General features: G+C 70.4%; 22 protein-coding genes. 17 read left to right on the top strand and 5 right to left on the bottom strand.

Annotated elements, in window-relative coordinates; all coding sequences use genetic code 11:
• Window positions 1–10 precede the first annotated feature (10 nt).
• From FS532_RS18610 to FS532_RS04575, 4 genes are read left to right on the top strand one after another with little or no spacing between them, the layout of a single operon-like run.
• The gene (locus FS532_RS18610; protein WP_186321907.1) at window positions 11–1,063 is read left to right on the top strand and encodes an ABC transporter permease; all 1,053 of its coding nucleotides are present in this window, start codon (window positions 11–13) and stop codon (window positions 1,061–1,063) included.
• Window positions 1,060–1,914 carry an ABC transporter ATP-binding protein gene (locus tag FS532_RS18605; protein ID WP_079238720.1) on the top strand — a complete coding sequence of 285 codons (855 nt, stop codon included), beginning with the start codon at window positions 1,060–1,062 and terminating at the stop codon, window positions 1,912–1,914. The genes FS532_RS18610 and FS532_RS18605 overlap by 4 nt, the downstream gene beginning before the upstream one ends.
• Window positions 1,911–2,804, top strand: coding sequence for an ABC transporter ATP-binding protein (locus FS532_RS04580; RefSeq protein ID WP_144750675.1), 894 nt, complete (start codon window positions 1,911–1,913; stop codon window positions 2,802–2,804). Before FS532_RS18605 ends, FS532_RS04580 begins: the two co-directional genes overlap by 4 nt.
• Window positions 2,765–4,906, top strand: coding sequence for a glycoside hydrolase family 36 protein (locus FS532_RS04575; protein WP_144750673.1), 2,142 nt, complete (start codon window positions 2,765–2,767; stop codon window positions 4,904–4,906). The genes FS532_RS04580 and FS532_RS04575 overlap by 40 nt, the downstream gene beginning before the upstream one ends.
• A 180-nt stretch (window positions 4,907–5,086) precedes the next feature.
• Here FS532_RS04575 and FS532_RS04570 read toward each other — a convergent pair whose 3' ends face one another.
• Window positions 5,087–5,368 (bottom strand): hypothetical protein, encoded by a 282-nt coding sequence (locus FS532_RS04570; RefSeq protein ID WP_144750671.1) that lies wholly within the window; start codon window positions 5,366–5,368, stop codon window positions 5,087–5,089.
• A 93-nt stretch (window positions 5,369–5,461) separates the two neighbouring features.
• Here FS532_RS04570 and FS532_RS04565 point away from each other — a divergent pair, with 93 nt between their 5' ends.
• From FS532_RS04565 to FS532_RS04545, 5 genes are all read left to right on the top strand, one after another.
• Window positions 5,462–5,794 (top strand): hypothetical protein, encoded by a 333-nt coding sequence (locus FS532_RS04565; protein ID WP_144750669.1) that lies wholly within the window; start codon window positions 5,462–5,464, stop codon window positions 5,792–5,794.
• Between the two features lie 70 nt (window positions 5,795–5,864).
• Window positions 5,865–6,182 carry a hypothetical protein gene (locus FS532_RS04560; protein WP_144750667.1) on the top strand — a complete coding sequence of 106 codons (318 nt, stop codon included), beginning with the start codon at window positions 5,865–5,867 and terminating at the stop codon, window positions 6,180–6,182.
• Complete coding sequence (locus tag FS532_RS04555) at window positions 6,179–7,462, top strand: cellulose biosynthesis cyclic di-GMP-binding regulatory protein BcsB (protein ID WP_144750665.1); 1,284 nt, start codon at window positions 6,179–6,181, stop codon at window positions 7,460–7,462. Before FS532_RS04560 ends, FS532_RS04555 begins: the two co-directional genes overlap by 4 nt.
• Window positions 7,459–7,779: a hypothetical protein gene (locus FS532_RS04550; RefSeq protein ID WP_144750663.1), complete on the top strand. Its 321-nt coding sequence runs from the start codon at window positions 7,459–7,461 to the stop codon at window positions 7,777–7,779. The genes FS532_RS04555 and FS532_RS04550 overlap by 4 nt, the downstream gene beginning before the upstream one ends.
• Window positions 7,776–9,107, top strand: coding sequence for a hypothetical protein (locus FS532_RS04545; protein ID WP_144750661.1), 1,332 nt, complete (start codon window positions 7,776–7,778; stop codon window positions 9,105–9,107). The genes FS532_RS04550 and FS532_RS04545 overlap by 4 nt, the downstream gene beginning before the upstream one ends.
• Here FS532_RS04545 and FS532_RS04540 read toward each other — a convergent pair.
• Entirely contained in the window at window positions 9,101–9,670 is a 570-nt protein-coding gene (locus tag FS532_RS04540) for a hypothetical protein (RefSeq protein ID WP_144750659.1), read from the bottom strand. The two genes, FS532_RS04545 and FS532_RS04540, sit on opposite strands and share 7 nt — an antisense overlap.
• Before the next feature lie 40 nt (window positions 9,671–9,710).
• Window positions 9,711–10,481 (bottom strand): SDR family NAD(P)-dependent oxidoreductase, encoded by a 771-nt coding sequence (locus tag FS532_RS04535; RefSeq protein ID WP_144750657.1) that lies wholly within the window; start codon window positions 10,479–10,481, stop codon window positions 9,711–9,713.
• Window positions 10,482–10,591: 110 nt separating this feature from the next.
• On the opposite strand from FS532_RS04535, the gene FS532_RS04530 reads away from it, so the two are divergent.
• Entirely contained in the window at window positions 10,592–11,536 is a 945-nt protein-coding gene (locus FS532_RS04530; protein WP_144750655.1) for an AraC family transcriptional regulator, read from the top strand.
• A 103-nt stretch (window positions 11,537–11,639) separates the two neighbouring features.
• Window positions 11,640–12,572, top strand: coding sequence for an NADP-dependent oxidoreductase (locus tag FS532_RS04525; RefSeq protein ID WP_144750653.1), 933 nt, complete (start codon window positions 11,640–11,642; stop codon window positions 12,570–12,572).
• A gap of 26 nt (window positions 12,573–12,598) precedes the next feature.
• Here FS532_RS04525 and FS532_RS04520 read toward each other — a convergent pair whose 3' ends face one another.
• Window positions 12,599–13,249, bottom strand: coding sequence for a response regulator transcription factor (locus FS532_RS04520; protein WP_186321906.1), 651 nt, complete (start codon window positions 13,247–13,249; stop codon window positions 12,599–12,601).
• A gap of 211 nt (window positions 13,250–13,460) precedes the next feature.
• On the opposite strand from FS532_RS04520, the gene FS532_RS04515 reads away from it, so the two are divergent.
• From FS532_RS04515 to FS532_RS04495, 6 genes are read left to right on the top strand one after another with little or no spacing between them, the layout of a single operon-like run.
• The gene (locus FS532_RS04515; protein ID WP_144750649.1) at window positions 13,461–13,865 is read left to right on the top strand and encodes a hypothetical protein; all 405 of its coding nucleotides are present in this window, start codon (window positions 13,461–13,463) and stop codon (window positions 13,863–13,865) included.
• Window positions 13,862–14,299, top strand: a complete 438-nt coding sequence (locus tag FS532_RS04510; protein WP_144750647.1) for a hypothetical protein — start codon at window positions 13,862–13,864, stop codon at window positions 14,297–14,299. Before FS532_RS04515 ends, FS532_RS04510 begins: the two co-directional genes overlap by 4 nt.
• A 43-nt stretch (window positions 14,300–14,342) precedes the next feature.
• On the top strand, window positions 14,343–14,738 hold the full coding sequence (locus FS532_RS18995) for a hypothetical protein (protein WP_260852550.1): 396 nt from the start codon (window positions 14,343–14,345) through the stop codon (window positions 14,736–14,738).
• A 7-nt stretch (window positions 14,739–14,745) separates the two neighbouring features.
• Window positions 14,746–15,645 carry an ABC transporter ATP-binding protein gene (locus FS532_RS04505; protein ID WP_260852549.1) on the top strand — a complete coding sequence of 300 codons (900 nt, stop codon included), beginning with the start codon at window positions 14,746–14,748 and terminating at the stop codon, window positions 15,643–15,645.
• Complete coding sequence (locus tag FS532_RS04500) at window positions 15,632–16,423, top strand: hypothetical protein (RefSeq protein WP_144750644.1); 792 nt, start codon at window positions 15,632–15,634, stop codon at window positions 16,421–16,423. Before FS532_RS04505 ends, FS532_RS04500 begins: the two co-directional genes overlap by 14 nt.
• A complete protein-coding gene (locus tag FS532_RS04495; protein ID WP_144750642.1) occupies window positions 16,420–18,036 on the top strand; it encodes an ATP-binding cassette domain-containing protein in 1,617 nt (538 codons plus the stop codon). Before FS532_RS04500 ends, FS532_RS04495 begins: the two co-directional genes overlap by 4 nt.
• A gap of 77 nt (window positions 18,037–18,113) precedes the next feature.
• Here FS532_RS04495 and FS532_RS04490 read toward each other — a convergent pair whose 3' ends face one another.
• A complete protein-coding gene (locus tag FS532_RS04490; RefSeq protein WP_144750640.1) occupies window positions 18,114–18,782 on the bottom strand; it encodes a hypothetical protein in 669 nt (222 codons plus the stop codon).
• Window positions 18,783–18,802 lie beyond the last annotated feature (20 nt).

Genomic DNA, 18,802 nt, shown 5'->3' with positions numbered 1-18,802 from the left:
GGACACGACCATGACCAACATCCAACAGGAGACCGAACCCACCATCGGTGCGCTCACCGAGGAAGCGGACGCCGGCACGACCCGGGGCATCGCGACCGCCCGTGCGCCCCGACCGAAGGGCGGCATCCGCCGGTTCCTCCCCACGCTCACCCCGTGGCTCGTCACGGGCATCGTGCTCATCGTCGGCGTCGCGCTGTTCGGGCTGCTCGGCCCGTTCCTCGTCGGCGACCCGACCACCATCCGTGACTCGGGCATGCAGCCGCCGAGCGCCGACAACCTGCTCGGCACGACGCAGACCGGGCAGGACGTCCTCGCCCAACTCGCCTACGCCACCCGCGGCAGCCTGCAGATCGGCCTCATCGTCGGCGTGCTCGCCACGGTGCTGTCCGCGTTCTTCGGCATCCTCGGCGCGTACCTCGGCGGGATCATGGACGAGGCGTTCTCGCTCTTCTCGAACGTCTTCCTGGTGATCCCGGGCCTGCCGCTCGTCATCGTCATCTCGGGCCTCGTCCCGCAGGAGGCACGCGGGCTCTGGACCATCGCCATCGTCCTCGCGATCACGTCGTGGGCCGGGTCCGCCCGGGTCCTCCGGGCGCAGACGATGTCGATCCGGAACCGCGACTACGTCTCCGCCGCCCGGGTCGCCGGCGAACGGCCCTGGCGGGTCATCGCGGTCGAGATCCTGCCGAATCTGCTGCCGGTGCTCGCGTCGCAGTTCGTGTTCGCCGTCATCGCCGCGATCCTCGGCGAGGCCGGCCTGTCCTTCCTCGGCCTCGGCGCCTCGAACTCGTCCACCCTCGGCACGATGCTCTTCTACGCGCAGAACGGCTTCGCGCTCGCCCAGGGCGCCTGGTGGTGGTTCGTCCCGCCGGGGCTCCTCATCGCGCTGCTCGGCATGGGGCTCTCCCTCGTCAACTTCTCCATCGACGAGGTCATCAACCCGCGACTCGCGAACGTGCGGGCGCAGCGACGGCGCGAACGTCGTGCGCGTCGCGCCGCCCGGACTGGAGGCACGACTCGCCTCCCCGAGACCGCCACCGACCGGAAGGGGGTCACCCGATGACCCGGGACGCCGTCCTCACCATCGACCACCTCGACGTCGTCTACGAGACCGAGAACCCGGTGCACGCCGTCAAGGACGTCTCGCTGACGCTCGCACCCGGCGAGATCCTCGGGCTCGCGGGGGAGTCCGGCTGCGGCAAGACCACCCTCGCCTACGCCATCACCCGGTTGCACAAGCCGCCGGCGAAGGTCGCGTCCGGCAGCATCACCTTCCACGACCGGGACGGCAGCGACGTCGACCTGCTCGGCCTCGGCGACGAGCAGCTCCGCGCCGTCCGCTGGTCGAAGCTGTCGATGGTGTTCCAGGGGGCGATGAACGCGCTCAACCCGGTCACCACGATCCGGGCGCAGCTCGACGACGCCCTCGTCGAGCACCGCCGCGGCATGGGCCGCAAGGAGCGTCGGGCGATCGCCGAGGACGCCCTCCGCCGGGTCGGGGTCGACCCGTCACGCATCACGGCGTACCCGCACGAGTTGTCCGGCGGCATGCGGCAGCGCGTGATGATCGCGATGGCGATGCTGCTCGAACCCCAGGTCATGATCATGGACGAACCGACCACCGCGCTCGACGTCGTCGTGCAGCGGGAGATCCTGCGCGAGATCGTCCGGCTGCGCGACGAGCTCGGCTTCGCGGTCGTGTTCATCACGCACGACCTGCCCCTGCTGCTCGAGATCAGCGACCGGATCGCGATCATGCTCCGCGGTGAGGTCGTCGAGTGCGCCACCGCCGACGCGATCCAGCACGACCCGCAGCACCCCTACACCCGCCGGCTGCTGCAGTCGTTCCCGAGCCTGTCCGGGGCCCGTGGCGGGTTCATCCGTTCCGGCATCGATGAGGAGGTCGCGTCGTGACCAGTGTGACCGTCAGCCACCTCGGCAAGGACTTCCACACCCGGAAGGGCCTCCGCCGCACCACCCTCCGTGCCGTCGACGACGTGTCGTTCGAGCTGCTGCCCGGCCGTACCGTCGCGCTCGTCGGGGAGTCCGGGTCGGGCAAGTCCACGATCGCCCGGATGCTCGCGAAGCTCGAGAGCACCACGCGCGGCTCGATCGACGTCCGGCTGGAGGACGGCACCCCCGTCGTCGGCAGCATGTACCGGCGGCACGTGCAGATGGTGTTCCAGGACCCGTTCGCGTCGCTCAACCCGTTCCACTCCATCGAGCACCACATCGCCCGGCCGCTCCAGTTGCACCACCGTGCGCGCGGTGCCGAGGAGACCGCCGAGAAGGTCCGGGAACTGCTCGGCCGGGTCAACCTCGACGAGGACTTCGCCTCGCGCCGGCCGCACGAGCTCTCCGGCGGGCAGCGGCAGCGCGTCGCGATCGCCCGCGCCCTCGCACCCGGCGCGCAGGTGCTCGTCGCCGACGAGCCCGTGTCGATGCTCGACGTGTCGATCCGGCTCAGCGTGCTCAACCTGATGGGACGGCTCCAGCGCGAGGACCACCTCGCGGTGCTCTACATCACGCACGACCTCGCCACCGCTCGGCACTTCTCGGACGAGATCCTGGTGCTGTACCGCGGCCGGGTCGTCGAGCGCGGGCCCTCGGACGACGTCATCCTCAACCCGCAGCACGACTACACGCGGTTGCTCGCCGAGGCCGCACCCGACCCGGAGCGCACCGACCGCCGGGTGACCTCCGGGCCGGCGCTCGACCGCTCGACGATCGACAACACCACCTGCTACGACCACGGCATCGGTGCGTGGGTGTCGAGCGAACCGGCTCCGGTCGGGGCACGGTGACCGGGGAGTTCGTCGACTGGACCACGCCCGGGTTCTCGGCGCGCTTCCGGGTCGGCGACGACCAGCCCGCGGCGATCGTGTCCGTCGTGCCGGCCGGAGGGGCGCTCGCCGACGGGCCCGCCGATCCGCAGCCGCTCGTCGAGCTGACGACCGTCGGGCACGGTCGGTTCCCCGGTGGGTTCCGGCACGTCGACTCCACGATCGGGGCGCGACTGCGCCCCGTGTCGCACCACGTGCACGAGGACGGGACCGACCTGTGGTTCCGCATCCTGCAGGAGGACGCGGCCACGGGCCTCCAGGCCGAGTCCGTCTTCCGGGCGGAAGCCGGCGTGCCGGCGTTCCAGACGTGGACCGAGGTGCGCGCGGAGCGCGGCGAGCACGTCGTCGACTTCGTGTCGTCGTTCGCGACCGGGGCGTTCCTGACGGACTCGGGCGTGACCGTCGACGAGCTGTCGCTGCTGCACGCCGACAACGACTGGGCGGCGGAGAGCCGGTGGCGGACCGATCCGCTGCGGGACATCGGGCTCGCGCGCATCGACCGCGAGGCCCAGCACCACCCACCCCGCAGCCGCGCCGTCGTGCAGAACCGGGGCTCGTGGTCGACCGGTGAGGCGCTGCCGATCGGCGTGCTGGACGGTGCCTCGTACGCGCTCGTCTGGCAGGTCGAGCACAACGGCCCGTGGCTGTACGAGCTGGGGGAGACCCGTCGGCACGCGTACCTGCTGCTGAGCGGACCGACCGACCAGGAACACCAGTGGACCACCGTCGTCGCGCCGGACCGGCCGTTCGTGTCGGTGCCGGTGTCGGTCGGGATCGCGTCGTCGGTGGGTGAGGCGTTCGAGGTGCTCACGGCGCAGCGGCGGGCACGGCGGTCGCTGCGGCCCGTCGACGCCTCGATGCCGCTGGTGTTCAACGACTACATGAACACCCTCATGGGGGACCCGACGACCGAGAAGCTCCTGCCGCTCATCGACGCGGCAGCAGACGCCGGGGCCGACCTGTTCTGCATCGACGCCGGCTGGTACGCCGAGGGGCACTGGTGGGACACCGTCGGGGCGTGGGAGCCGGCGGCGTCGCGGTTCCCGACCGGGCTCGAGTTCGTCATCGGCCACATCCGGTCGCGGGGCATGCAGGCGGGACTCTGGCTCGAGCCCGAGGTCATCGGGATCCACTCGCCGCTCGCGTCGTCGCTGCCGTCGACCGCCTTCGTGCACCACCGCGGCGTGCGGGTCGCGGAGCACGGGCGGCACCTGCTCGACCTGCGCTCGCCGGAGGCCCGGGCGCACCTCGACGCCGTCGTCGACCGGCTCGTCGGTTCCCTCGGCGTGACGTTCTTCAAGATGGACTACAACACGATGACCGGGCCCTTCTCGGGGTCGCTCGAGCACTCGCGTGCCCTGCTCGACTGGCTCGACGACGTGCAGGCCCGGTACCCGGCGCTGCTCATCGAGAACTGCGCCTCGGGGGCGATGCGGGCCGACGCCGCCATGCTGTCCCGGTTGCACCTGCAGTCCACCTCGGACCAGCAGGACCCGGTGCTGTACGCGTCGATCGCCGCTGCTGCTCCCGCTGCGATGCTGCCGGAGCAGGCGGGGAACTGGGCCTACCCGGCGCCGTCGATGTCGGACGACCTGTTCACGCTGTCGCTGGTGAACGGGGTGCTCGGGCGGATGTACCTGTCGGGGTACCTCAGTTCGATGTCCGGTGCGCAGCGGGAGGTCGTCGGGTCCGCGATCGCCGCGCACCGTGAGGTCCTCGACGTGGTCGACACCGCGCTGCCGGTGTGGCCGCTCGGGCTGCCCGGGTGGGAGGACGCCTGGATCGCGCTCGGGCTGCGCGCTGCGTCGGGCGACCTGTACCTGTCGGTGTGGGCAATGCCGGGGGCTCCGTCGGCGGTGTCGTTGCAGCTGCCGGGGTTCTTCGGTCAGTCGGTCACGGTGTCGCCGCTGTTCCCGACGGAGCTCGGGGCGTGGGACGTCTCGTGGGACACGGCGGCGGGGGTGCTGCACGTCGACCACGGCGGGGCGACGCCGACGGCGCGGGTGCTCCGCGTCCGGCGCCAGCCGGGCGCGTCGCCGGAGGGGGCGGACGCGGGGCGCTGACCAGGACGGGCGTCGGATGGCAGACGGGCCCGTCCTGGGACTGGAGGCGCGGTGCGGGCAGGTGCCGTGCCTCCAGTCCGGTGGATGGTGCGTTGGTGCGTGGGTGGGGCCGACTCGGAACGGCGGTTCCGATGTCGTCCGACGTCGGAGAAGTCGTTCTGCGTCAGCCCGGGCGGCTCGTCAGCGGTCGCTGTCCGGCAAGGCGCGGAACCAGCGCGGGGTCAGCGCCGCCGGGAGCCACCAGACCGAACAGGCTCCGAGGAGCGCGATCGTCGCCGGGATCCAGAACACCCAGCTCGGTGTCGGAAGGGCGAGGACGATGCTCACGAGGATGATGCCGAGACCGAACCAGAAGAGGCCGAAGACCTTGTAGGACAGGCCGCCCTTCGCCCAGGAACGCCAGAGGCCGGTGTAGCCGAGCAGGCCGACGAGCATCAGGGCCGCGCCGATGGTCCAGATCACACGGCCTCCGTTCGACTCGTCCCGTTCGACGACGGACTCCTGCCGATCGACCGTACGATGGAGGACATCGGCGTTGCAAGACGGGGGAGTGACGTGGACGGTGTCCTCTCGATGATCACGGGGATCGCTGCAGTCTCCGCGGGCTTCACCGTGGTCGGCGGCCTTGCCTACCTCGGCCGCTGGCGAACCTGGGTGCACAAGCGAGCGTGGAGTGCGGACCGGGTCTTCCCGACGCTGTTCCTTGGCCTCGGCGGGATGCTCCTGGCGACGTTCGCCGCGCTGCTGGAGACCAGGCTGTTCGTCGTGACAGCGGTGGCCATCGTTCTCGCGTTCGTCCTCATCGTCATGTCGGTCCTCCTCTTCGTGCTCGGAGTGCCTCGGTGGATGACACCTCGCTGGTACCGCGACGTGCTCGACCAGCGGTGAGCGACGGGAACTCGCCCGCGCGCGCCAGACTCGTTATCGTGGACGGGCATCACGACAGGGGGAGCAGAACGTGACTGATGGTTGGCGGATCGACCCGGGGCCCGCGCGCGGCGCCATCGACAAGGCCGAAGGGGAGACCCAGGAGTTCCCGACCCTCGAGACGGACCTCGTGTCGGCCTTGAGCGACGCCCTCGCGGCGCTCGGCGGACACGGGCCCTCGACCGCGGCGAAGCTCGCGTCGATCCAGTCGAACCCGTTCGAGATCGACCTGCTCGCCGCGCAGCAGCACATCGAGCAGGCGATCAGTGCCACGCGACAAGCGATCGGCGCCTACGAGGCCGGCGACGAGCAGATGGCGGCGACTTACGAGAACGGCATCCCGCAGTGATCTCCACGAGCGACCTGCAGGAACTGCCCGACCCTGCTGCACTCGAATCGGCGGCCACCGCGCTCGGGACCTTCGGATCACACGTCGTCTCGCGGGTCGAGGCGGTGTCGACCGAGTGGAAGGGACTCGCCGCCGCCGACGTCTACCAGACGCCCGAACGCGACATCGTGATCGGCGCGATGGACAACCCTGCGCTCATCGCCGAGATGATCAAGCAGAACGCGGACTTCGCGGCGACGGCGTTGCAGACCTACGCGTCGACGGTGTCCGGGCTGCAGACCCGACGGACCTCGATCCTCACGGACATCGCCGCTTCCAACGAGGCGGAGCGGCAATCAGCGCAGCAGCCCGAGACCAACAGTGGGGAACCCACGCCGTCCCCGACCCCCGGCCCTGATCCCGCGACGTCGTCGAGTCACGTCCGAGAGCTCATCGCGACCTTCAACGCGAACGCGCAGCAGGCCGATCAGGACTGCGCCGACGCACTCGGCCGGCTCGAGAAGTACAGCAAGACCGCCGTCCAGTCCTTCGTCGACGTCGTCGGCGGCTCTGGTGTCGTCGGCACCGGTGTCGGTGTCGGATCGTCCCTCGCCGAAGGCGCGCTCGAGCGGTGGCGGCGCATCCACATCGTGCCGGAATCGTCGATCAACGTGCAGCTCACGATCCCGATGTGGGACGAGATGCACAACGGTGTGAAGTACTGGAAGACCCCGAGTGGAATCCTCTCGCCACATCCGCCGACACCGCCTGAGCTGCAGCTCACGGGACCGACATCGAGCCACGGCACGTTCGTCGATGATCCGGATGTGTCACGCGGGGCACTGCCGACCTGGGCCAAGCACCTCGGCAAGGCGCTCGGTATCGCGGGTACCGCGCTCACCCTGTACTCCGCAGGCCAGGAGCAGTGGGTCGATGACGAGCAGGAGCACCCCGAGTGGTCCACATCGCAGCGCATCGAGAGCAGCCTCGAGAACGTCGTCATCGTCGGCGGATCGTCGGTCCTCCTCGGAGCCCTCGGCGCGTCCGTCGGCGCCTCGGTGGGTGCTGCTGCCGGTGCGGCAGTGGGCGCGGGCGGCGGCACGCTCGTCCTGCCGGTGATCGGGACGATCGGCGTCGGCGCCCTCGGAGGAGCCGTGGGCGGGGTCGTCGGCGGTGCTGCCGGAGGCTGGGCGGGCGGCGAAGCGGGCGAAGCCCTCGGCACCTGGGGCAAGGAGAACTTCTACGATGGGTCCGAGGCCCAGCGATGGGTGCGAGACACGTGGAAGAAGGTGTTCGGATGACCCCGCTCGGGTTCGTTGTCGTGCTGTTCGCCATCGGGCTCGTGTTCGGCGGCCTCGGAGCGCTGGCCTACGCCGGCGTCTGGCGTTCGTGGATCGGTCGGCTCCACCAGAACGTCGTCTTCGGCTGGTTCTGGTTGGGACTCGCAGTGCTGTCGATGGGACTCGCGGCGAGCTTCATCCGAACGCCGGTCTTCGGGTTCTCCTTCGTGTTCGCGGTCGTCGCCGCTGTGACCGGTGCGCTCGGCCTGTGGATCCTGCTGTCCGGCGTTCCGCGGCGCCTTCAGCCCCGCTGGTACCGCGTGGAGCGTGAACGGTGAGCGCCCCGACCGAGGTCGGACCGCTGAGTCTGCCACTGCCGTCGAACTGGGAGCGGATCGAGTCGTCCGACAACGTCGTCGTCCTTGCCGCGCCCGAGGTCCCCGATGCGAGGTTCCGGCCCAACATCGTGCTGACCACGGCGCTCGCCGACGGGCCCCTCGACGTGGTGTCGTCGAACGCGATCGCGTCGATCCTCGCGCTGCAGCCTCGCGCACAGGTGTTCGCGGTCGAGCCGAACGACCTCGACGACGTGCTCGGCGTACCGTCCCGGACGGTCGAGTGGGGCTACGAGGCCGAGCGCACCACGGTGCTCGTGCGCCAGTGGATCGCCGTGATCGGTCGATACCAGGTGCACGTCACCGGCAGCTGCGCGGTCGAGGAGTTCATCGACTTCGTCCCGTTCTTCCGGAGTGTGCTGGCAGCCGCATCGATCGCCGACGCCGGGGCAGACGGCGACGAACCGTCGGACCGTCCCGCTGACGGATCCGACGCCCCGGACGACAGCATGCCGGCGTCGCCACGGATCGATCCGGGCGCATCGGACCGGATCGGCACGACACTCGAGGCCCTCGACGGTGTCGTCCTCGCCCAGCCCCGCGCGGTGGGCCGCTGGATGCTCAGCGACGGGGCGCTCCAGCACCTGTGGACGCTGCGGGGAAGGGGCATCATCTCGCGAGGCAAGCGCCGGTCGCCCGAGGGCGTCGAACTCGCCGAGGCCGGTCTCACCGGTGCGCTCGGTGCGCTCGCCGGCGACGGGCAGCGGATCGCCAACCTGCTCGAACGACCCGGCTACCGGTACGGAGCTGCGGCGGACCATGCTGGCCGCTCGGTCGATTGGAGCATGTGGCTCGGTGGTGACACCGCGCTGGTGCGCGCACGAGGCAACGTCGTCGACCTGGTCGACGACCGACTGCGCGCCGACACCTTCGCGCAGTACGACGTGGTGCCCGCGGGTCGTGCCGTCGGGCACCTGCTCGCCTGGGCGCGTATCTCGCCGGCCTGGGCGATCGCCAGCGACGACGAAATCGTCCTGCCGGCGGAGGTCGTCGACGCACGGATCGCCTCGGTCGGCATGCCCGACGGTGCCGCGCCGATCTCCGGCTTCGTGGCAGATCGCTTGTGGCGCGAGCCCGTCTGGGTCCGCCTGCGCGTGTGGGGAGACCGGACGCCGTACGGGCTGGACGTCATCGCTGCGGGTGCCGCCGGGTGGTTCCGGCGCGACGCCCTCGATGACGGGCGGGTGCGCCTGGAGCCGATGCCGTCCGGGTCTGTGCTTCGCTCTGTGCTGGCGGTCTTCAGCGCGCCGGGCGGGTCGGACGCTCAGTAGACCGGGCGGATCCAGTCCGTCAACGGCTCGAACCGCGCCGGCGGCAGGACCTCGTCCGGATCGGCTCGCCGCGCGCTGAACACGTGGGTAAGTTCGCCGAGCTCGAACCGCCGCCGGGCGATGCCGTCGTGCTCGTCGACGACGAGGGTCGTCCGGAACGCCGGGTCGGCTCGGTGCTCGAACGTCACGAGCACGGATCGCTCGCCGATGTGCTGGACGAGGACGGGGGAGAAGCTCTCGGGACCGCGACCCCACCAGAGCAGCTGGTCGGGGAGCGCCATGCGGACTACGGCGCCCGCGACCGTGCTGTGCGCGAAGGTGTCCTCCAAGTCGCCGTCCGCGTCGTGGAGGACGCCGTCTCGGAACCACATCGTCGGGCCGTCGGAACGATCGAGCGTCCACCGCTCCTGGGACTCGTCCATGTCGAGGCGGAACTGCCAGTGCCGACGGCTCCCATCTTGGTGGACGCCCTCGAGGACGTACCGCCCGGGCGTCCGGAGTGCGGCGACGTCCGCGGCGATCGCTGGGCCGTCGGACCGAGTGAGGACCTCGTCGAAGCGCATGTCCCCATCCTGCCGACCCGACCTGTGCGGGTGAGCGACGTCACCGCATCCGCGTGGACGCGATCCCACCGTCGACGTCGATGGTGCCGCCGGTGACGAAGGTCGCCTCGTCCGACACCACCCACCGCACAGCGCGCGCGATGTCCACCGGCTGCACGGGCCGGCCCGCGGGCGTCCCCGCCGTCATCGCCGCGAGGACGTCCGCCGAGTCAGCATTGCCCGGAGTGGCCGTCGCCCCCGGAGCCACGGTCACGACACGGATGCCGCGGTGCCCGTACTCCGCTGCCCAGGCACGGGTGAGCTGCTCCACCGCGGCCTTCGTCGCCGGGTACAGCGCCATGAAGGGCACCCCGACGCGGGCCATCCACGAGCCGATGTTCACGACGACGCCGGACCCGCGCGAGGCCATCGACGGGGCGAGGGCGGCGACCAGGACGTGCGGCGCGCGGATGTTCGTGGCGAGCAGGGCGTCGACGGTGTCATCGGACAAGGACTCCGTCGGTCCACCGGGGTAGACGCCGGCGTTGTTCACGAGGACGTCGACGTGGCCCCCGAGCTGCTCGGTCGCGGCCGTCGCGAATGCGCGGACCTCGGCCGGCCCGGCGGACAGGTCGACGACCAACGGCACGGCGCGGCCGCCCTGCTCCTCGATGGACGCGGCGACGGCGGTCGTGCGCTCGGCGTTGCGGCCGTGCACGGCGACGAACACGCCCGCGGCGGCGAGCTCGCGGGCGATGGCCTCGCCGATGCCGCTGGAGGCTCCGGTCACGAGGGCGGTACGGGTGGTGGTGGAAGCGGGTGCATCGGTCATGACTCGATGCTCGGCCCGCCCGGCACCCGAGCCCTTGCCCGGATCCACGAGGACCTTGCCGGATCCCGCACGCCACGGTTCCGCGGTCGACGCCTGGGTAGGTTGGAGCCGTGGACGACCTCACCGCGCAGCACCTCGACCGGGCAGCGGCGATCGTGTCCGCCCACGCTGCCGTCCTGGGCTCCGACCACCACGCCGCCGCCGCTCGTGCCGGGTCCGCGCACCGAGCCGATGCCCTCGGCCTCACGGTCTCGCGCGTGCACGAGCCGACCGGGCTGTTCGACCGTCGGTACGTGCCGTCGTTGTCCGTCGTCCTCCGCGGCCGGAAGCGCTCGATCGTGGGCGACGACGATCAGGTCTGGGGCCGCGAACGGTTCATCATCACCCCGGTCGACCTGCCCGTCGTCGCCGGCGTCGTGGACACGGCCGGGGACGACGGCTTCGTCTCCGCCGTCTGGCGCCTCGACCCGGCGATCGTCGGCGAGGTCGTGTCGACGATGTCCGCGCCTGCCGCACCGGCCCGCGGCGAATTGCCCCGCCTCGGTACCTGGACCGCGCCCCTCGCCGACGCCTTCGCCCGCCTGCTCGCCCTGCTCGACGCCCCCGAGGACGTCCCCGTGCTGTTCCCGCTCGTCGCCCGCGAGATCGTCCTCCGCCTGCTCCAGACCGAGCAGGCACCGCGCATCACCGCCGCGCTCGACGGCTCCGGCACCTCGGTCGTCGCTGCGGCGACCGCACTCCTGAACGGACGGATGGCCGAACCGTGGTCCATGGAGCGCCTCGCCCGCGAACTCCGGGTCAGCGAGTCCACCCTCTTCGCCCGCTTCAAGGAGGCGACCGGCATGACGCCCGCCCAGTACCTCAAGCGGACGCGGCTCGGCGAGGCGCGGCGGCTCATGGTCGTGCACGGTGACACCGCCGCCCGCGCGGCCTCGGTCGTCGGCTTCCGGAGCGCCTCGCATTTCTCACGGGACTACCGGGAGGCGTACGGGCGTCCGCCGGCGGCGGACGCGGTCGCGGCTCGGGCGCAACTCGCCTTGGCGACGGCCGTCTAGCTCTGGAGTCGGGACGGATCGGACTGGAGGCGCGGTGCGGGCTGGTGCCGTGCCTCCAGTCCGTTGTGGGTTGCGTTGAGCAACGTCCGGGTAGACCGGGAGGATGCAGGTCGTCGGAGTCGAACAGTTCGGAGGGCCCGAGGCCCTCGCCGTCCACGACGTCCCGGAGCCGCACGCCGGCTCAGGGTCGGTGCGCATCCGGGTGGAGGCGTTCGCCGTGAACCCGACGGACACCGGCGTGCGTGCCGGGCAGCGCGACTCGTCGAAGGCGTCGCCGCCGTACGTTCCCGGGATGGACGCCGCCGGGGTCATCGACCAGGTCGGCTCCGACGTGTCCGGGTGGGCGGTCGGCGAGGAGGTCATGGCGATGGCGCTCCCGCTCAGCACCCACGGTGGGGCGTACGTGCAGGAGCTCGTCGCACCCGTCGGGTCGTTCGCCCGGGTGCCGCGCGGACTGTCCGCCGCACTCGCGTCGACCGTGCCGATGAACGGGCTGACCGCGCTGCAGATCCTGTCCCGGGCCGAGCTCGAACCGGGGCAGACACTCGCCGTCACCGGGGCCGCCGGGCTGCTCGGGAACTACGTGGTGCAGCTGGCTCGCGCCGCGGGGATCACCGTGATCGCGGACGCTGCGCCGCAGGACGAGGCGCTCGTGCGGTCGCTCGGGCCGGACCACATCGTGCCGCGCGGAGACGGGTTCGCGGACGCCGTCCGTGCCATCGTGCCGGGCGGGGTCGATGCGCTCGCCGATGCTGCTGTCCAGCGCGACGCGGTGGTGGATGCCGTTCGGGACGGGGGAGTGTTCCTCGACGTGCGCGGGTGGGCCGGCGACGGCTCGCGGGGCATCCGGTTCGAGCAGGTCATGGTGTTCGAGGAGTACCGGTCGTTCGACAAGCTCGAGCAGCTGCGGCACGCGGTGGAGAGCGGGACGTTGACGCCGAGGGTGGCGGAGGTGTTACCGGCTGCGCGGGCAGGGGAGGCGCACGAGCGGCTCGAGGCTGGGGGGACGCGGGGGCGGTTCGTGTTGGTGTGGTGACGTGACCGTCCACCGGTCACCAGTGCTCAGTCGTCAAGCAGGCCGGCGCGGAGGCCCAGGATCGCGAGTTCCACGCGATTGGCGACCCCGAGCCGCGTGAAGACCGTCGCCAGATGCGCCTTGACGGTGCTCGGCGCGCAGTGCAGCTCGACAGCGATCTGGCGGTTGGTCCGTCCGCGCGTGACCGCTCGGACGATCTCACGCTCGCGGAGGGTGAGCAGTCCCGCCGCACGTTGTGCTTCGAGGCTCTCCACCCTTCGGCGGTTCCGCAACCATCCGTCCAGCAGGATGCGAGACTGGCGGTCCGACAGCGCGGTTCGTCCCTGGCCGAGACTCCGGACAGCCCGGACGAGTTCGTCCGGGCCCGCCGACTTCACCCGATTGCCGGAGGCACCCGACTCGAGCGTCGAGAGCAGCAGACCATCGTCCTCGTCCAGGGTGAGCGTCAGGACGGCGACCCCAGCTGCGGACACCCGTGCGATCACGGCGCTCGACGATCGACCGCTGTCCGTGACGGAGAGGACGGCCACGTGCGGACGGGCGCGTGGAGCGATCTGGTCGACCTGCGTCGGGTCGTCCAGGTCGCTGATGACCTCGATGTCGAGAACATCGTCGAAGACCGCCCGCAGACCGGCGCTCGCAAGGGGGTCCGGATCGTTGACGAGCACGCGGATCACGTCGGTTCCTCGCCACGCAACATCGCTCTCCCGCCGTTGAAGCATTTCACCATCCTGCATGTTAGCGGTAGGCCGTTCGGCCTACTCGACGCCGTGCTCCTTCACCCGAGTGAAGCGGGGTCGAGGGACTGATGGCCGATGTACCCCCGCCGCGGGCGGTGCGAACCTCGTCAACGAGAGCGCGCCGTTGCGCTCCCGAGGAGGGGGCATCATGCCGAAGAAGCACCATGAGTACGAGAACCTGACCAGGATCGACTACCCGAAGGTGGAGGAAGACTCCGCCGTCCCGCCGCTGGAGCGCGACGCCGTCCGCCACGAGGCGAGGGCCGGGCTCGAGGCGATCCGTGACTTCATCACTAACGACGCATTCATCCGCGTGCTCGGCGAGCTGTACGACCACGCGCCGGAGGATCGCGATGCCTACGTGCGGAGCGTCCTGCTCGATCCGGAGGCGCTGCGGGCTCGGGGGGTCATCGTGCCAGAGGGCATCAAGGTACAGCGCTCACAGTTCGGTGACCGCCGACCGACGATCTTCTGCGTGACGAAGCTGATGCGCGACGGAGTCCGGAAGGTCACCTACACCTTCGACAACGAATCGATCCCGGCATCGGCATGACCGAGACGGCAGGAGCGGTCGGAGTCGTGTTCGAGGACGTCTTCTGCGCAGCGACACTCGACGAGCTCGCCGCGGCCGGTCCGGTTCGCCGGCTGTCGGCACTGGTGGATCAGCGGCTTCGCTTCCCGCACCGAGGACAGCTCCGTCTGGACCGGACCGCGCTGGAACTCGGCGCCTGGAAGCGATTGGTCCCGGGGGATGTCACGCGGGTCACGCGGGGGTACGTCCCGACCTACCGACGCTTCGAAGCCGGCGGTGTACGCGGCGGTTTCCCGTCGCTCGGCATGGTGCGTGATTCCGGGGCGCCGTTGATCCTCGAGCTGCGGACCGGCGAGCCGATCGTCCTGATCGTCGGCTTCCGACCGGTGTCGGGTCTCACCCGCAACCGCGCCGCGCTCACTGCGCTCCGACGCTTCGTGGCGTCCTCGAACTGACCGATCCGACGACAACAGTCCATCCCAGAGAAGAAGGAAGAGCATGACCGTCAGCACACCCACCATCGACACCGAACTCGAGAAGACGCTCGACGAGATCCGTCACCGGGTCACCAAGGAAGCGGTGACGAAGCAGATCGATGAGTTCATCGAGATCATCTCGTCGGACGGATTCATCGACTACGTCAACGGCATCGCCGAGCTGCCCACCTACTCGGAGCGTCGCGAGTACACGGCCGCCACTGCCACACTCACGACCCTCGAGCAGCACGGCGTCCCGATGGCCGATGGTCTGCGCATCGCGACGCGCGAGTTCGAGATGCCCGAGGACGGTCGAGCGTCGGCGTCACCGCTCGTGCACGTCCGCCCGGGTACCGATCCGCGGATGGGATTCTGCGTCAGCATCGGGTACATCCTCTGCGCCAGCTACGGCGGCTGACCCCGCCGTGTACGAGACCGACGACATCCCCGCGGTGTCCGCCACGGCCGTCTCCCATCGGTACGGGCGTCGGGATGCGCTGCGTGACATCTCGTTCCGCCTGCCAGCCGGGGGTGTCGTCGGGCTCGTGGGCGCGAACGGCAGCGGCAAGTCGACATTGCTGCGGATCATCGCCGGCGTCACACGACCGTCCAGTGGATCGCTGTCGATCTCCGGGACGGACCTTGCCAGCAACGAATCCTCCGGTGCCGGCGTGGGCGCAGCCATCGACGGCATGTCGCTTTGGCCGGGATGGACCGTCGAGCGCAACCTCCGGTACCTCTGTGGGCTCGCGGGGATCGCTCCGACGAAGATCGGTGAGGTCGCTCGGATGACCGGCCTCACCCGCGAGCTGCGAACGAAGCTCCGTCGCCTGTCGCTCGGGAACCGCCAGCGCGTCTCGATCGCCGCGGCTGCGCTGTGCGGCACACGGCTCGTCTTGCTGGACGAACCGATGAACGGTCTCGATCCTGACGCGCGACGACAGACCAGAGACCTTATCACCACGCTCGCTCGGGAAGGGCGGACCGTGGTGTTCTCGAGCCATGATCTCCACGACGTCGAGACCGTCTGCCGGGACCTGATCGTGCTTGAGTCCGGGCGCCTGGTGTTCTCCGGTGCCCTGGAGGACTACGCGGAGCAGATGATGGTCGTCGCCCTCGTGATCGTGGAGCATGACGCCGGCAGAGCCGCTGCGGCATTGACGGGAGCGCAGCTGCGCTGGTGGGCCGATCGTTCCGGGCGTCCGGTCGTCGCGCTCGACGATGCGGACGAGGCGGAACGCGTTCTGACCGCGGCCGACGTCCTGCTGCAGCGGAGTGAGTGGCGACCGGCGACACTTGAGGAGCGATTCGATGAACGACGCTGAGCGCGGAGCCATCGCGTGGACGGAGGCCCGTCGCTGGGCCCGTGACAGCACGACGATCATCGCCGGTGGAGCAGCGGTCGTGCTCGGGGCGGGACTGACCTTCCTCGCTGTGTCCGTGGCAGCCGGCGGCAGTGCCACGGGCTCCGGCACGGTCCAGCTCCAGACCGACGAAACGCTCACAGCAGGCTCATCGAGTGCGGATCTCGTGTCCTTTGCGCAGAGCGCGGTGACGATGGTGGTGCCGTTGATCGCGGTGGTGCTCGGAGCGCAGTTCGCCGGTTCCGAGATGACGTCGGGGGCGCTGCTCCACATCGCGGTCGCGGCTCGCCGCCTGCGACTCGTGATCGCGGTACGAGCAGCGTCAGGAGCCGTCGTCGCCGGAACGGTGGGCGCAGTGACGGCGGGCGCATCGATCGTCGCGGCCGACCTCGGCGCCCGATCAGCCGGCGTGCCCGACGTGACCGCAGTGGACGCGGGTGGGACGACTGTGATCGGGGCGGCTGTCGCAGCAGCCGTGATCGCGCTGTTGACCTTCTCGCTCGCCTGTCTCACGAGGCGATCCGTGGTCGTGCTCATCGTCGTACTCGCCTACGTGATCGTCATCGAGCCTGTCCTCGCTGGTGCGGCTGGGGATGTCGCTGCGTGGCTCCCGCGTTCCTCCCTGACTGCGCTGGCAGGCACCGACGCCGATCCCGTTCAAGCGCTGCCGTCCATCGTCGCGGCTCTCGCCCTGGCGTCCGTCGCGATCCTGCGGTTGCGTCGGGACCGCGCAGCGTGACTGCTTCCGCCGACCCGACGATCGTCGCGGCCCGGTCCGACCGCAATCTGCTCGCCCTCGGCCACGTGGCATCGTTCGTGGCCTCACTCTTCGAGTTGGTCGTGCCGCTCGTCATCGCCTTCAGCGTGAACACGCTGGCCCTGCACGGAACAGGGACACCGCTCACCTGGTTGCCGGTCGCGATCGCGGTGATCGGGACAGGAGCGACAGCCGGATGGCGAGCGGTGGTCCTGGCTCGGATCGGGGCGGAGGAGATGCGCCGTCTGCGCCTCGGCGTCGCGCGCAGACTGCTCGTCATGACTCCCCGTGCCGTCGAGCAGTTCGGCGTCGGCGAAGCGGTGTCGATCTTCTCGCGCACGGTGAACGAGCTGGAGCCGCTGTTGTCGGCTGCGCGCATCCGGCGCCGTACCGCGGTGGTGGTGGTCGTGGGGTGCCTCGTCCTGCTGTTCTGGTTCGACTGGCGCCTCGCAACGGCGTTGTTCGGCGCGCTCACGGTCGGAGCCGGGTGCATCGTCCTGGTCTTGCTCCCCGTCAAGGCGCGCGCCGGTCAGGCGCTCGTGGCGCTGGGCCGGACAGCAGCCGACGTCAACGAGCACCTGGCCTCGATCCGGTCCGCCACCGTGTGGGGGCTCGTCACACCGCACCTCCGTCGCCTCGAGGACGACCTGTGTGGCGTCGAAGGAGCGGAACGACAGATCGGGCGAGCGCAGGCGGTCGTCGACCTGGTCGTGAAGACCACATCGATCACGCTCCTCATCGGTCTCGGGGCCTTCGGCGTCTTCCTGGTGTCGGACGGCGCGCTCTCCGCAGCGCGCCTCTCCGGCTTCGTCGGAACACTCGCAGTGTTGCTCGGGCCGGCGGCGTCCTACGCGCAAGCCGCGCAGCAGGTCCAGACCGCGAAGGCCGCGATCGAGCATCTCCGCGGCGTGCCGCAGGCCACGGAACGCACCTCGTTCGCTCATGCCACCGCGGAATTGAGCGCACGACTCGTCGTCCGAGCCGTGCACGCGGAGTGTTCTCCCGCGGTCGCTGTGGTGAGCGGACCGGTGAGCTTCTCGGCCACCCCAGGGGAGATGGTCTGTCTGGTGGGCCCGAGCGGCTCCGGGAAGACGACCGTGCTGTCCGCTGTCGCCGCCCTCGTGCCCGTGTGCGCCGGGTCACTCACGGTGGGCGGAATCGATGTCGGCAGACATGACCCGAGTCGGCTGTGGCGGCAGATCGCGTACGTGGAGCAGACAACACCGACACTCGGTGCGTCAATCCGCGACTTCCTGACTCCTGATCCCGCGAACCCGCCCCACATCGACGTCGTCATGCGGCTGCTCGACGACTTCGGACTGACGGAACGGTTGGGTAGCGCCGGCCTCGACACACCACTCGAACGCAGCGGAACCAGTCTGTCCGGGGGAGAGCGACAGCGACTGGCGATCGTCCGGGCGCTCGCGAGCGATCGTCCGCTGCTGCTGTTGGACGAGCCGACTGCTCACCTCGACAGCGCAGCCGAACAACGGGTCCTCGAGGCGATCGACAGGCTCCGAACGGGCCGGATCGTCATCGTCGCTTCCCACGCCACAGAGTTCGCGCGCCGAGCCGACCGCGTCGTTCGACTGTGACGAAGTCCCGACGAGGCGCACACGCGGTTGCACGCCTGCGGACGCGGGGCGGCTCACCCAGGTCTGTTGTGTCCCGGTCAGGAGGCCGCGGTGGTCGGACCCAGGGTGAGGCCGCCGCCCTCCACTCTCGTCGCCAGGTACCAGCCGATGACCCGACGGAACATCGTCTGCTCGCGCTCCGGGCGATCGGCGAGGTCGGCGGCTTCCCACAGGCCGTCGACAGGCACGATGTCGCCGTCGAGGGCTTCGAGCAGTTCCCAGTCCTCGAGGCGCTTGTCCCGCGCGAGGAAGCTGTGCCGCGCTCGGATCAGGACGCTGTTGACGAAGGCACCGAGCGCACTGCCGTCGCCAGGTCGCTCTCCGGCGACGCCGCGACTCCAGAGCCACTCGAGCGTCTCGGCCGGCGGCGCTTCGACCGGGAGCGCGTCCGTCCGGTCGGGCCGGACGAGGAGGCTGACGTGGAACACGTAGCGGTGGATGGACTCGGGATCCGTTGGCCGGGCACGCACCCGGTGCTCGTCCCAGAGGTCGTCGATCACGTCGAGGGGCATCGCGACCAGCGCGTCGGAGATCGCGATCTCGGCGTTGCTGCCTCGGGGGAGTTGCACGAAGCGGCCGAGTCCGAGCGCGGCGCGAGCTGCGGCTGACGTGAACTCCGTCAGCCGGTCGAGGGCGTCGCCCTTCGGGGCCGTCACCCCGGTGGCGTCGCACCAGGCGGTCTGGATGAGCCGGTGGTCGTCGAGCATGTCTCGAGGGTAGTGGTGGG

The organism is Curtobacterium pusillum (assembly GCF_007673235.1).
Lineage (GTDB): Bacteria > Actinomycetota > Actinomycetes > Actinomycetales > Microbacteriaceae > Curtobacterium > Curtobacterium pusillum_C.
This window is presented reverse-complemented; position numbering and strand designations above follow the sequence as displayed.

Excerpts from the sequence above, each read along its gene's own strand:
- FS532_RS18610 (WP_186321907.1), top strand. The coding sequence starts at position 11 with ATGACCAACATCCAACAGGAGACCGAACCCACCATCGGTGCGCTCACC.
- FS532_RS18605 (WP_079238720.1), top strand. The coding sequence starts at position 1,060 with ATGACCCGGGACGCCGTCCTCACCATCGACCACCTCGACGTCGTCTAC.
- FS532_RS04550 (WP_144750663.1), top strand. The coding sequence starts at position 7,459 with ATGACCCCGCTCGGGTTCGTTGTCGTGCTGTTCGCCATCGGGCTCGTG.
- FS532_RS04540 (WP_144750659.1), bottom strand. The coding sequence starts at position 9,670 with ATGCGCTTCGACGAGGTCCTCACTCGGTCCGACGGCCCAGCGATCGCC.
- FS532_RS04535 (WP_144750657.1), bottom strand. The coding sequence starts at position 10,481 with ATGACCGATGCACCCGCTTCCACCACCACCCGTACCGCCCTCGTGACC.
- FS532_RS04525 (WP_144750653.1), top strand. The coding sequence starts at position 11,640 with ATGCAGGTCGTCGGAGTCGAACAGTTCGGAGGGCCCGAGGCCCTCGCC.
- FS532_RS04515 (WP_144750649.1), top strand. The coding sequence starts at position 13,461 with ATGCCGAAGAAGCACCATGAGTACGAGAACCTGACCAGGATCGACTAC.
- FS532_RS04510 (WP_144750647.1), top strand. The coding sequence starts at position 13,862 with ATGACCGAGACGGCAGGAGCGGTCGGAGTCGTGTTCGAGGACGTCTTC.
- FS532_RS18995 (WP_260852550.1), top strand. The coding sequence starts at position 14,343 with ATGACCGTCAGCACACCCACCATCGACACCGAACTCGAGAAGACGCTC.
- FS532_RS04500 (WP_144750644.1), top strand. The coding sequence starts at position 15,632 with ATGAACGACGCTGAGCGCGGAGCCATCGCGTGGACGGAGGCCCGTCGC.
- FS532_RS04490 (WP_144750640.1), bottom strand. The coding sequence starts at position 18,782 with ATGCTCGACGACCACCGGCTCATCCAGACCGCCTGGTGCGACGCCACC.